The following is a 13,048-nucleotide window of genomic DNA, read 5'->3' as shown; positions in this document are numbered from 1 at the left end:
TAATACTGGTTTTACAACATCTTTAACGGCCAATCAGGGACCCCGGCAACCGTGATGACTACAGCAACCAAAAAAACTGAACGCAGCCAGAGCAGCGCAACCATTTATGACGTGGCCCGGGTGGCCGGCGTGTCCGCCATGACGGTATCGCGCGTCATGAACGGCAATGCCCACGTGTCCGACATCACGCGCGGCAAGGTCATGGCTGCCATTGAATCCCTGAATTACCAGGTCAACACGGCGGCCCGCGCGGCGCGCGTGGGTACCCTGGGCATCGGCCTGCTGTACAGCAATCCCAGCTCGGCGTACCTGAACACCTTCCTGGTCGGGGCCATGGATCGCTGCAGCCAGACGGGCGGGCAACTGATCCTCGAGCGTTGCGATGATTTGCGCAGCCAGCGCGCCGCCATCGCGAAACTGATTGCCAACGGCGCGGACGGCATCCTGGTGCCGCCACCGCTGTGCGACTCGAAGTCCGCGCTGAAGCAGCTGGACCAGATCGGCATCCCGTCCGTCGCGATTGCGACAGGCCGGCCTGTTCCGACCATGTCCGCCGTGCGCATCGACGACTATGCCGGGGCGCGCGACATGATGCGCTACCTGATATCGCTGGGCCACAAGGATATCGCCTTCATCCAGGGCGACCCGAAGCACACGCCGGCGCAGATCCGCTACAAGGCGTACATGGATGCGATGGAAGAAGCGGGCCTGCCGGTGAAGCCGGAGCGCGTGGCGCCCGGCCTGTTCACCTACCGTTCCGGCCTGGACGCGGCGCGCCAGTTGCTGGCCAAGAAGTCCAAACCCACGGCGATCTTTGCCGCCAATGACGATATGGCGGCAGGCGCCGTGGCGGTGGCGCATGGCTTGCACCTGGATGTGCCGAAAGACATTACCATTTGCGGCTTCGACGATACGCCGGTGGCGACCACGGTGTGGCCGGAACTGACGACGATTCACCAGCCGATCGAAGACATGGCGCGGGCCGCGGTGGATTTGATCGTTGAGCTGATCCGCAACCGGCGCACGGGAGAGGTGGGGGGCGTGCAGCACAAGCTGCTGCCTTACACGCTGGTGACGCGGGAGTCGTCCGGCGCGATCGCGTCTTAAGTCAACGCGGCCTTCACCCGCGGCAGGTGCGCGGGGAAGGTGATGGCCTTGTGCGGTGTTGCGGGCGCCGGCCCTTGTCCATGGGCGGCCAGCTTGAACACGCTGACGGCCTGCACCATGCGGCCGGCCTGCTCCTCCAGCGCTTGCGCGGCGCTGGCTGCTTCTTCGACCAGTGCGGCGTTTTGCTGGGTGACCTGATCCATTTGGGAAATCGCCCGGTTGACTTGTTCGATCCCGGTGGCCTGTTCGCGGCTGGCCTGGCTGATCTCGGACATGATGCTGTTGACCCGTTCGACGCTGGCGACGACGTCGCGCATGGTCTCCCCGGCCTGGTCCACCAGCTTGCTGCCGCTTTCGACTTGTCCCACCGACTCGTCGATCAATGCCTTGATCTCCTTCGCGGCGGCGGCGCTGCGCTGCGCCAACGCACGGACCTCCGAGGCGACGACGGCAAAGCCAAGTCCTTGCTGGCCCGCGCGGGCCGCTTCCACCGCCGCGTTCAGGGCCAGGATGTTGGTCTGGAATGCGATGCCGTCGATCACCGCGATGATATCGGCGATCTTGTTCGCCGAGGTAGTGATGGCGTTCATTTTATCGACCACCTGCGCCACCACGGCGCCGCCCCTGGTGGCCACTTCCGCTGCCGCCATCGCCAGTGCGTTGCCTTGCTGCGCATTGCCGGCGTTGTGCTGCACTGTCGATGTGAACTCTTCCATCGACGAAGCGGTTTCTTCGAGCGAGCCGGCCTGCTGTTCGGTGCGTGCCGATAAATCCTGGTTGCCTGCGGCGATCTGTCCCGACGCGGTGGCAATGGCGTCGGCTCCGGTGCGCACGTCCGCCACGATCTTCACCAGGCTGGTGTTCATGTCCTTCAATGCCTGCAGCAACTGCCCCGTTTCATCCTTGCTGCCGACCTGGATGTTTCCGCTTAAATCGCCGGACGCCACGGTTTGCGCGATGTGCAGGGCTTGCCGGATCGGGCGCACGATTCCGCGCGTGATATACCAGGCGGCGCAGCAGCCCAATACCAGCGCCAGCGCGCCCAGTGCGTAGGTCTCCGAACGGGCCTTTGCGTACGATGCCCGCGCATCCAACGCCGCCTCGTCATTCAACTTGTTTTCCAGCGTGGCCAGTTCCTTGAGCGCCGAGCGCCATTGGAACTGGATCGGGCGAAAATCCACCATGAGCAGTTTGGTTGCTTCCTCTTTTCTGTTGGCCAATCCCGCTTCGATGGCGCGGCTGATAAAGGGCGCCGACTGCGATTTCAGCGCCTTTATTTTTTCAAACAGGGCAACTTGTTCCGGCGCGGCGGCGCTGCCGGCGAACATGGCGCCCAGTTTGGACTCCGCCTCCGCATATGACTTCTGGTCGCGATCAAGTCGGGCAACTTCCGGTGTCATGTCCGCCGTCTCGGTGAGCAGGGCCAGGTTGCGCAAGGCGATAGTCTCGTCGTCGAGTGCGCCGTACATATCGCCGGCGAGTTTGACTGCCGCGTTGTTGGCGAAGGCGATCTCCTCCAGTTTGGCCTGGATGCCGGCCATGCCACGCGCGCCCAGCAGCGCAATCAACAGCAGCAAGGCCAGCAGCAGGCCGAAACCTGACGCCATCCGTGTCCCTATTTTCAAGTTTGCAATAGACATGTTGATTCGCTTCCCGGTTTGATCCAGCCGCAGCGCCGGCTACTTGATTTTCTTATGGTAAGCGACACCGCGCGGGCGATCAGTCAGGTTTCCCTGAACTTTTGTAGGGAAATCCTGACGAGGGGGCAGCCGTGACAGCTCACACCGGCAAAATCCCCTGCAGCGACGAGATCTTTTCCGCATCCGACCAGCTGCCCAGCAAGCCGCCGTCGGCGGAAAACTCCAGCAATTGACGGCCCTTGTGGCCATTGTCTTCGCCATGGCCCTGCCAGTTCGCGACCAGGATATGCCCGTTCTCCAGCACCACGAACGACGCGTAGAAGAACGGCGCCACGTCGTCCGGCACCTGGCCTTTGCCGCCGAACGTGCCGGCCAGTTGGCCGTCCGCATCGAAGCGCGCCATGAAGCCGCCGTAGCCGGCCGATACCAGCGTGCTGCCGTCCGCATAGCGGTGGGCTTTCCACGCGTGTTCAAAACCCGGCGCCGCAAGTTTGCGCACCGGCTGCAGTGCGAAGTCGGTCTCCAGGATATGGTCGTTGGTGCACAGCAGGTACCCGCTGTCGGTGCGCGTCATGCCGCGCACGTAGTCGCCTTCGCGGCGTACCCCTGCCATCAGGTACAGGTCGCGGTCCAGCTTCAGCAGGTTGATGCCATTGTTTCCGCCATCGAGGTCCATGCCGGCAACCAAGGTGCAGCCGTCGTCGAGGCGCTGCACCGCCGTCACGCCGGTCCAGCGCTCGCACACGTGCAGCACGTCGCCGGTTTCAATGTCCAGTTCCACGAAGCCCCGGTCGAAGCCGACCAGCACGCGCTGCGGGCTGATGCGCTGCAGCGCGCGCGGCAGCGGGAAGTCCGCCATGTCGCGGCTCCAGCCGGCTTCCGGGTTTTGCGTATCGATCAAATGCAGGCGCTGGCGGCCTTCGTCGATTGCCAGCAATTGTTGCGTCATTACCATCTAAAGAACCTTCCTCACCAATATGGCTGCCAGTTGCGCGTCATGCGCACCAGCGCTTCGAAATAGAAATAGTCGCCCCAGATCGTGCATTCATCGATGCCGATCTTGTTGGGCTTGTGGTACACCGCGTGTTTCAGCAAGCCACTGCCCGGCGCGCCATCGGTGATCAGGTAGCGTTCCGACAGCACGTGCACCATGCCGGCGGCGGCCTGTTCATAGGCGGCCCGCAGCGGGTCGTCCTGCGCCAGGTTGCGCGCCAGTTCCAGCAAGCCGCAGGCGGCGATCGCGGCGGCCGAGCTGTCGCGTTCTTCCGGGCCGGACGTGAAAATCAAATCCCAGTAACTGACGCCGTCTTCCGGCAAGCGGTTCAGGTAATAGTTCGCCACGACTTTCGCCACGTCCAGCAGGCGCGCATCGCCGTTGTGGCGGTACACCAGCGGGAAGCCGGAAATGCCCCAGGCCTGGCCGCGCGCCCAGCACGAATCGTCGGAATAGCCCTGGTGCGTCTTGCCGTGGCGCGGCGCGCCGGTGGCGGTGTCGAAGAAGAACGTGTGGAAGGTCGAACCGTCCGGACGCACGATGTGGCGCGCGGCCGCCGCGATATGGCTGTCGGCGGCGGCCTTGAACGACGGATCGCCGCTCTGTTCTCCGGCCCAGTACAGCAGCGGCAAGTTCAGGTTGCAGTCGATGATCATGCGGCCGCTTTGTTCCGGGTCGTTCAGGTCGCCCCAGGCCTGGATGATGCCGGCGCGGGCCTGGTAGCGTTCCATCAGCAGGCGTGCGGCGCCCATGGCCGCCTCTTGGGCGATTTCGCTGCCGGTCAGCTTGTGGGCGGCAATGCACGACAGGCTGTATAAAAAGCCCAGGTCATGGTGGTTGGTGTTGTGGCGTTCCTGCTGGCGCGCATGGAAGCTGCGCACGTGGCCTTCGGCCGCTTCGCGGTAGCGCGCCGCGCCGGTGACTTCATAGGCCAGCCACAGCATGCCGGTCCAGAAACCGTTGGTCCATTCGATGTTGCCGATCGCGGGGTACACGGATTGCGTGCTGGACGGGGCGGGGAAGTCCGCGCCGAAGTGCCGCAGGTTGCGGTCGATCGACGCCAGCGTGCGCCCGATGGCGAGGTCCAGTTCAGCATTGCCTGGGGCAGCGGGCCACGCTCGCGCGGCCAGCGGCTCGGTGGCGGCCGTGGTCAGGGGTACAGACATGTCAAGCTCCTTCAAAGTTCGTCTCAGTGCGCGGACGATGAGCGCGCGGCGGGTTCGGTAACGGGCGGCGTGTCGCCATTGCGGGGGATTTCCGCGGGCGTTGTTTCCAGCGCCCATGCCGACAGCATCAGGAACACCAGGCCCAGGGCTGCCAGCGCCAGGTAAGTGGCGGGGAAACCGATCACGTCATAACTGAAGCCGGCAATGCCCGACAGGATTGACAGGCCCAGCGAATGACCGAAGCTCACGCCCACCATGTAGATCGTCGAGGTCAGGCGGTTATCGAAGTGGAACGCGATGTAGCGGAAGATCGACACGGCCAGGATCGGCAGTTCCACCGAGTGCAGCAGCTTCAGGGCGGAAATCGACAGCGGGCCCGCGGCAAGGCCGGAACCGGCAATCCGTACCAGCATGATGGACCCGGCCAGCATCAGGCCGTTTTTGGCGCCGATACGTTTCACCAGCAGCGGCGCCAGGAACAGGCCGCCCGCTTCGATAAAGATCTGCGTGGAATTGAGGTAGGTGAACATGTTCGTGCCCTGCTTGGGGTCCGGGAACAGCGACACGAAATACGCCTGGAATTGCTGGTCGAACACCAGGTAGATATTGGTCACGCCCAGGATGAACACCATGAAGCGCCAGAACTTTGCATTGCGCAGCAAGGCCATGGCGTCGGCCAGGTTGAGGGCGCGGGATTCGGCGTTGCTGTTGACGATGCCGCCCACTTCGGGATGAACGCGCCACGACAGCAGCAACACCACCATGACCAGCCCGGCGCCCGATGCCAGGAAAAAGTTGATGGACGGGTCGATATTGAACAGGCGGCCGGAAAACGCGGCGGCGCTGGCAAAGCCCAGCGAACCCCACATACGCACGCGGCTGTATTCAAAACCATGACGGCGGCCGACGCGGTCGACATAGGTTTCCAGCGCATAGCTGCCCGCGTAGAACGTCACGCCCAGGTAAGCGCCGCCGACGGCCGCGCCCAGCCAGATATTGGTCTTCAGCAGCGGGCCGTAGACGTACAGAAAGAACAGCCCGCACAATGCCACCAGCGCGCTGACGGTCCACAGGATGTGCTTGCGGAAGCCGATCTTGTCGGACACGAAGCCGTAGACCGGCTGCGAGCACATGGCCGCGACAAAGTTCGCGCCCAGCACGATGCCGGTTTCCGCGCCGTTCAATTTCAGCGAATTGCGCAGCCACAAGGTCAGCAGTGAAATGCTCATCGCCTGTGAAAAGAAATACACGAAAATCAGCGTGCTGAGGAAACGGTAATTCGATTGCCTGCTATTCATGTGTATTCCTTACTTGGCCGGCGTGAGCCAGATCGCCTGGCCACCCGATGGCAGCAGGTTGGCGTTGATGACGGAATGGCTGTCCACCGACAACGTGCGGATGCCGACCTTGGTGGCGGTCGGCGCGGCGCCATCGTCTTCATAGACGGTGGCGGTATAGCGCTTGTCCTTGTCGAGGAAGTCCAGCTTGACGCCCACCTTGCGGGCATCATTGTTGGTGATGGTGCCGACGAACCAGTCGCCTCCCTTGCGGCGCGCCGTGGTCACGAACTGGCCCGGATAACCCTGTACCAGCTTGCTGTCGTCCCAGCTGGTGGGGATGCGGTCCCAGAACGCCAGTTCCGGTTCATGCGCCGACATGTCCGGCGTGTCATACCAGTACAGCGTTTGCAGCGGGCTGTAATAAATCGCCGCCAGCGCCAGCTGGTGTGCGTGGGTGGTCTTGATGCGCGGGCTGTAATAACAGATCGTGTAGTCGGCGGCGCCGGCCAGGAAGCGGGTGAATGGCAGCACCGTGTTGTGGGTGGCGTCCGGCATTTCCTCGTTGCCCCGGATGCCTTCGGCCGTCATCAGGTTGGGCCACGTGCGCTGTTCGCCGGTGGGGCGCCAGTCGTCGTGGATGTTGACCATCAGGCCCGCATCGGCGGCCTGGCGGATTGCCTGTTCGATCCAGGTGGTCCAGCGGTGCGAACCCACCTGCACGAAGCCGAATTTCACGCCTTTCACGCCCCATTGCTTGTACGTCTTGAACAGCGTATCGCCCTGGGCCAGCAAGGCCTGCTGGTTCACGTACAGCCACACGCCCACGCCCTTGCCGGCTGCATACTGGATGATGCCGGGCAGGTCGAAGTCGGGGATGGCGACCTTGGTGGCGTCCGACGAGAAGGAAAACGCCGGGCCGTACCACTTCCAGTCGAACAGGATGTATTGCAGGTTGTGGCGCGCGGCAAAGTCGATATTGGCTTTCGCGCTGGCGGTGGTCTGCACCATCACGCGCATGATCTTGCCCGGCTTGATGAACGACGTGTCGGCAATGGCCGATGGCGGGTTCAGGTTCAGGATGAAATCATTGTTGTCGGCCAGCGCGCCGGCCGATTCCGCGATCATGATGCCGCGCCATGGTGTTGCGAATGGTGAAATCAGGTCGGCCGGGTCGTGCATCGACGTGACCAGCGTGTGCGGCTTGTCCTTGTGCAGCTTGAATTTCGTGCGCGAATAATCGGTCATGCCGCCTTCCAGCAGCGCCACATGGATGCGGCCCAGCACTTCCAGTGTCAGCGGGCGTTCCGATTCGTCGGGCCAGTTGAACAGCGGCAGTTGCTGGTAAGGCGCCTGGCCCCAGGCGTGGAACCATGCCTTGGTCTCCACCGGGAAAGCGAATTCCGTGTTTTCCGCCGTGATGCGGTAATACGTGCCTTTTTCATTTTCCGGGAACGCATAGCGGAACGCCACGCCCTGGTTGTAGGCCCGCACTTCGAGCGCCAGCGGATAGATCGGGTTGTCTTCCTTGACCATGTTGACGGTCATCTGGTTGTAATGGTCGCGCACCGACGCGCGTTCGCCAACCACCGGCCGCCACGTGCTGTCGTGGCTCGATTGCGTGATCGCGCCGATTTTCAGGTTGTCGAACCATTTTTCCTGGCGGTCGACTTTCAACGCCATGGCGTTTTCGGACAGGTGGTTATCCAGCCGTAAATCCAGCAGTGAGTCCAGGATCACCGCCTTGTGTTTATACGTGACGCGGTAATACAGTTCGCGTTTGCCGGCCGCATTGGCTTTTTGGTAAAACACGAAGCGGACATTGTTGTCGGGCGACGCCACGCTGGCCAGGCCAGGCTGCTCGTTCACTTGCGCCAGTGCGCAAGTGTGGAGCAGCCATCCCGCGACCAGTATCAGCAGGGATTTCATTCCGATGTGTCTCCAGATTGTTCGTATAAAGCCTGTACCTGCGCCAGCGCGGGCGGCGACGCGCCCGGCGCCAGGCAGGCCGCCGCACCGGATGCCACGGCAAAGCGCAAGTGCTGCTGCGGCGAGGCGTCCGGCCGGCGCATCAGGCTGTAGAGCAGGCCGCCGATGCTGGCGTCGCCCGCGCCCACGGTGTCGGCCACGGCGATGTGCGGCGCGGCCTGGCGCCACACGCCGTCCGGCCGGTGCAGGCTGGCGCCGTCGGCGCCCCGAGTGTACAGGAACGTGGCGCCGGGATTGAGTGCGCGCAGCGTATTGAAGGCCGGTTCCGGGTCATTGCAGCGGTACAGGCCGCACAAATCCTCGTCCGAGACCTTGATGACGTCGGCCAGCGCGGCCATGCGGCGCAGCACCGGGTCGTAGCGTTCATCCATCAGTGCGCGGAAATTCGGGTCGTACGAAATCGCCACGCCGCGGGCTTTCAACACTTGCGCGAGATCCACCAGCTTGTCCGACAAGGGCTGCCGCGCCAGGCTGATGCCGCCGAAATGCACCCAGCGGGCTTGCGCCTGCCAGCCGTCCGGCAGCAGCGCCGCATCGAAGTGCAAATCCGCGCTGTCGTCGCCGACGAAGAAATACTGCGGCGGCGACAATTCGTGCACGATCGCCAGCAGCGGCGACTTGTCCAGCTGTTGCAGGAAACGCATGTCGAGGCCCGCCACCTGGCTGGCCGCGGCCAGCGCGTTGCCGAACACGTCGCCGCTGACGGCGCCCGCGAAGGCGCTGCCGACGCCGAGGCGGGCCATCACGCGCGCCACGTTCCAGGTCGAGCCGCCCACCAGGCTGCGCCAGCCGTCCGGCCCGGTGCGTATCATGTCGGTCAGTGCTTCACCGGCGGCGATAAATTCAGGCAATGCGGTCATTCCGCCTCCACGACGTTGAGCACTTCATAACAGGCGCCCATCGTATGGTAGTCAACCTTGCCGGCCGGGCTTTTCTCGGCGGTCAGCTTGCGGTTGTCGGGCGCCAGGATACGGTACCATGCGCCATGCTCATGGTCGACCATGTGTTGCCAGCTGTAGGCCCAGATCTTGTCATACCAGTCCCAATAGCATGCCTGGCCCGTGCGCGCGCCCAGCACGGCGGCCGTGGCCAGGCTTTCGGCCTGCACCCAGAAATACTTGTCGCCGTCGCAGATTTCATCTTCCGGACCAAAGCCGTAATAAATGCCGCCATGCTGGTGGTCCCAGGCCTTGTCCAGCGCCATGTCGAACAGTTCGATGGCGCGCGGCGCCAGCCAGTCCGACGGTCCGGACAGGTGCGCGGCGTGCCGTTCCATGATCAGCAGCAGCTTGGCCCATTCCGTGAAGTGCCCGGGCTGGTAGCCCCACGGACGGAAGATATTGGTCTTGTCATCCTTGTTATAGTCCCAGTCCACCGACCAGTCGGGGTGGTAGTGTTCCCAGACCTTGCCGCCGGCCAGCGCCGCCTGGCGCACGGTGATATGGCGCGCCAGCAGTTCGGCGCGGTGCAGGTAGCGCTGTTCGCCCGACGCCTCAAACGCCGCCAGCAGCGCTTCGCACGCGTGCATGTTGGCGTTCTGGCCACGGTAGGGATCGAGCACCGACCAATCAAAGCTGGCCTGGTCCGCATACAGGCCGTATGCCGGCTGCCAGAAGCGGCGCTCCATCAGCGTAAAGGTTTCGTCCAGCCAGCCGCGCGCCTCGTCGATGCCGGCCGCCAGCGCATGGGCATAGGCCAGCATCACGAAGGCCAGGCCATAGCAATGGTTGTCGCCGTCCAGCACCTGCTTATCGCCGTTTTCCCAGCGCAGCTGCCACGCATAGCCGCCGGTGGCCGGATTGCGGTGCGCATTACGCAGGAAGAGGACGCCATGGCGCAGGGCGTCGAGGTATTCCGGCTTGCCGAACTGGCGGTACGCCATGGCGAAGTTGAAGACGAAGCGGGTGCTGCTGACCAGGTGGCGCGTGGTGTGGTCGTAAATGCCGCCATCGTCCATATAGAAATGGTAGAAGCCGCCGCTGGGATCGATGCAGCGCGGATGGTAAAACCGCATCGTGTGGTCGATATGCGACAGCAGCATGCCGCGGGAGCGGAAATCAGGCATGGGGAGTTTATTCATGGTTGGTCAGGCGGCTTCGTTCCAGGCCGCGATTCGGTAACGGGTTTGCCAGGGCTGGCCTGGTGTCAGCGGCACGCCGAGGCGGTCCGCCAGTGGATGGCCCTGCGGCGCCTGCGCCACGCGGCCGAGGTCGAACAGGCTGTTGACGGGTTCCGCGCCGATCGCCAGGTGGCGGCTCATCCACGGGAAATTGATGCGGCCGCCGTTGCTGATCCACAGCATCAGGTCGGGCAGGTGGGCGGTGTCCCACCACAGGCCCACGCAGGCGCCGTAATCCAGGTAATGCAGTGCGAACGGCGGGGTGTCGCCGCCGCCTTGTGGCGCGCGCACCTGCAGCAATTCCTCGCACGGCCCGGCCAGCGGCAGTCGGCTCAAGTCGAGCGCGCCGTCGATGCCGGCCATCGTGTCCAGGCCAGGCGAACGGGTATCCGGCAACAGCCGCGAAATGCCGCCCGGCGCGGTGGCGGGATAGCTGTGGACGCCTTCGTTGTGGCCCAGGCGGACTTGCACGCGGCCCGGCATCGGCGGCAGGCGGAACGTCGGGTGCAGGCCGATGGGTACGTGGGCGGCGCGGCGCGCGTGCACGGTCAGCGCGATGTCCAGCGCCGGCGCGTACGGATCGGCGGCAATGATCCGCTCCACGCGCGCGATGGCCGACGTGGCAGGGTAATCGATCGCCAGGTGGACTTTGGTGGCGGTGGCTGCCACGCACGTCCAGTGGTGGTTCGATGCATAGCCGTGGCCCCATTCGTCGTCGGCGGCCCGGGTTTGCCAGCCGGGTGGCAAGTCGTGCGGCCGGTCCGTGCGGCCGAACGGCACGCACGGCCATTCGCCCCGCAGGCGGCGCAGGATGCCGGGCAGGTTGTCGGCCGCCGTCATGCCGTGCCACGGCGCCACGTGCATGACATCGAGTTCGCGGCCATGGTCCAGGTGCAGGCTGACGGGCCCCAACATGCCGCCCAGCGACTGCACTTCGGCGCTGCCGTACGCCCATTGCAGGCGCCATGGACGCGGGGTAGCGGTATCAGCGGCGCACATCGAATGCTCCCTGGCGCGCGGCCTGCACCTGTTCGGCGCTGGCCAGGTTGAAGTCGCCCGCGATGCTGTGTTTCAGCGCGGCGGCGGCCAGGCCGAATTCCAGGATGTCGTTGTATGCCCAGCCTTGCAGCATGCCGTGCAGGACGCCGGCCGCGTACGCGTCGCCGGTGCCGATACGGTCGACGATGCCATCGACCGCGACGGGGCTGGCGGAATATTCCGCGCCGCGCGTATGCAAGGTGGCGGCCAGGTGGTGATGGCCGATGCTGTGCTGTACGCGCACGGTAGCGGTCAACGCACCCAGGCGGGGGAAGGTGGCAAAGGCCGCGGCAGCCGCGTCGGCGCGGCGTTCGGGCGCGGCCAGCTCCGGGCGCTGCAATACCAGCGCGATATCGCGCTGGTCGGCAAAGGCGATATCCGCGTAGCCAATCAGTTCATGCAGGATGGCGGCGCCATCATAGCCCTGTTCGGCCCACATCGATGCGCGGTAATTGCCGTCGAACGATACGCGGATGCCCGCATCCTTGGCGTGGCGCGCGGCGGCCAGCACGGCTTGCGCTGCTTGCGGTCCCACGGCGGGTGTCACGCCGGAAATGTGCAGCCAGCCGGCGCCATCGAGCAGCGCGGGCCAGTCATAGTCTTGCGGGCCGCTGTTGGCAAACACGGAGCCGGCGCGGTCGTAAATGATTTCCGATGGCCGCGTCACGGCGCCCGGTGTCAGGAAATACAGGCCCATGCGCCCCGGGCGGAAGGCGATGCCGCGCGTATCGACGCCCAGTCCCCGCAAGCGGTCGTGCGCGGCCCTGCCCAGCGCATTGGCGGGCAGGGCGCTGGCCACGGTGGCGTCATGGCCGAACCGGGCCAGCGACACGGCGACATTGGCTTCCGCGCCGCCGATGCAGACGTCCAGGCGGGGCGATTGCAGCAGCATTTCGCCATTCGGCGCCGACAGTCGGGCCAGCACTTCGCCAAAACAGACAATACGGGTGGTGTTCATCGCGCCAGCCACCCCCCGTCGACCGGCAGCACGATGCCGTGCACGTAATCGCTGGCGCGGCTGGCCAGGAATACCGCGGCGCCGGCCAGGTCCGCAGGGCTACCCCAGCGGCCGGCGGGAATCCGCGCCAGGATTGCTTCCGAGCGCTGCGCATCGTCGCGCAGCGCCTGCGTGTTATTGGTCTCGAAATAGCCCGGCGCGATGGCATTGACGTTGATGCCTTTTGCCGCCCACTCGTTGGCCAATGCGTGCGTCAGGCCCGCCACCGCGCTCTTGCTGGCCGCATAAGCCGGCACGCGGATGCCGCCCTGGAACGACAGCAGCGATGCGATATTGATGATCTTGCCCGCGCCTTGCCGCGCCATGTGTCCGGCGGCGGCCTGGCTGAGGAAAAACAGCGTCTTCAAGTTGGTATCGAGCACGGCATCCCAGTCTTCTTCCGTCACGTCCAGCGCATCGGCGCGGCGGATAATGCCGGCATTGTTGACGAGGATATCGAGACGGCCCTGGAAGTTCAGCGCCGCGTCGATCACGTGCTGCACCGGGGCGGTGGACGACAGGTCCGCTTCCACGAACAGGAAGCGGCGGCCCGCGCTTTCCACCAGCGCGCGGGTGTCATCGGCGGCGCTGCGGCCGGCCGCCACGATGTCGGCGCCCGCTTGCGCCAGCGCCACGGCAATCGCCTGGCCCAGGCCCGTGTTGGCCCCGGTGACGACGGCGGTCTGGCCGTCCAGCTTGAACATGTTGGACATGTCTGACT

At 64.7% G+C, this 13,048-nt stretch carries 11 protein-coding genes; 1 reads left to right on the top strand and 10 read right to left on the bottom strand.

The features are described from left to right. Positions 1-54: 54 nt before the first annotated feature. Complete coding sequence (locus GJ700_RS00965) at positions 55-1,107, top strand: LacI family DNA-binding transcriptional regulator (protein WP_154370782.1); 1,053 nt, start codon at positions 55-57, stop codon at positions 1,105-1,107. Here GJ700_RS00965 and GJ700_RS36000 read toward each other — a convergent pair. The 10 genes from GJ700_RS36000 to kduD all read right to left on the bottom strand — a co-directional run bounded on the left by GJ700_RS36000 (position 1,104) and on the right by kduD (position 13,040). Next, positions 1,104-2,747 (bottom strand): methyl-accepting chemotaxis protein, encoded by a 1,644-nt coding sequence (locus GJ700_RS36000; RefSeq protein ID WP_154370781.1) that lies wholly within the window; start codon positions 2,745-2,747, stop codon positions 1,104-1,106. The genes GJ700_RS00965 and GJ700_RS36000 overlap by 4 nt on opposite strands. 139 nt (positions 2,748-2,886) lie before the next feature. After that, positions 2,887-3,696: an NHL repeat-containing protein gene (locus GJ700_RS00955; RefSeq protein WP_154370780.1), complete on the bottom strand. Its 810-nt coding sequence runs from the start codon at positions 3,694-3,696 to the stop codon at positions 2,887-2,889. Positions 3,697-3,716: 20 nt separating this feature from the next. After that, entirely contained in the window at positions 3,717-4,907 is a 1,191-nt protein-coding gene (locus tag GJ700_RS00950) for a glycoside hydrolase family 88 protein (protein ID WP_154370779.1), read from the bottom strand. 23 nt (positions 4,908-4,930) lie between these two features. Then, positions 4,931-6,205 (bottom strand): oligosaccharide MFS transporter, encoded by a 1,275-nt coding sequence (locus GJ700_RS00945; RefSeq protein ID WP_154370778.1) that lies wholly within the window; start codon positions 6,203-6,205, stop codon positions 4,931-4,933. A 9-nt stretch (positions 6,206-6,214) separates the two neighbouring features. Next, complete coding sequence (locus GJ700_RS00940) at positions 6,215-8,113, bottom strand: glycoside hydrolase family 97 protein (protein ID WP_154370777.1); 1,899 nt, start codon at positions 8,111-8,113, stop codon at positions 6,215-6,217. Continuing rightward, positions 8,110-9,033 carry a carbohydrate kinase family protein gene (locus GJ700_RS00935; protein ID WP_154370776.1) on the bottom strand — a complete coding sequence of 308 codons (924 nt, stop codon included), beginning with the start codon at positions 9,031-9,033 and terminating at the stop codon, positions 8,110-8,112. The genes GJ700_RS00940 and GJ700_RS00935 overlap by 4 nt, the downstream gene beginning before the upstream one ends. Beyond that, positions 9,030-10,253: an AGE family epimerase/isomerase gene (locus GJ700_RS00930; protein ID WP_229506718.1), complete on the bottom strand. Its 1,224-nt coding sequence runs from the start codon at positions 10,251-10,253 to the stop codon at positions 9,030-9,032. Before GJ700_RS00930 ends, GJ700_RS00935 begins: the two co-directional genes overlap by 4 nt. Positions 10,254-10,259: 6 nt before the next feature. Next, positions 10,260-11,291, bottom strand: a complete 1,032-nt coding sequence (locus GJ700_RS00925) for an aldose epimerase family protein (RefSeq protein WP_154370775.1) — start codon at positions 11,289-11,291, stop codon at positions 10,260-10,262. Next, positions 11,278-12,288 (bottom strand): sugar kinase, encoded by a 1,011-nt coding sequence (locus GJ700_RS00920; protein WP_154370774.1) that lies wholly within the window; start codon positions 12,286-12,288, stop codon positions 11,278-11,280. The genes GJ700_RS00925 and GJ700_RS00920 overlap by 14 nt, the downstream gene beginning before the upstream one ends. After that, on the bottom strand, positions 12,285-13,040 hold the full coding sequence (gene kduD, locus GJ700_RS00915) for a 2-dehydro-3-deoxy-D-gluconate 5-dehydrogenase KduD (RefSeq protein ID WP_154370773.1): 756 nt from the start codon (positions 13,038-13,040) through the stop codon (positions 12,285-12,287). The genes GJ700_RS00920 and kduD overlap by 4 nt, the downstream gene beginning before the upstream one ends. Positions 13,041-13,048: the final 8 nt, after the last annotated feature.

The organism is Pseudoduganella rivuli (assembly GCF_009674485.1).
GTDB lineage: Bacteria > Pseudomonadota > Gammaproteobacteria > Burkholderiales > Burkholderiaceae_D > Rugamonas > Rugamonas rivuli_B.
This window is presented reverse-complemented; position numbering and strand designations above follow the sequence as displayed.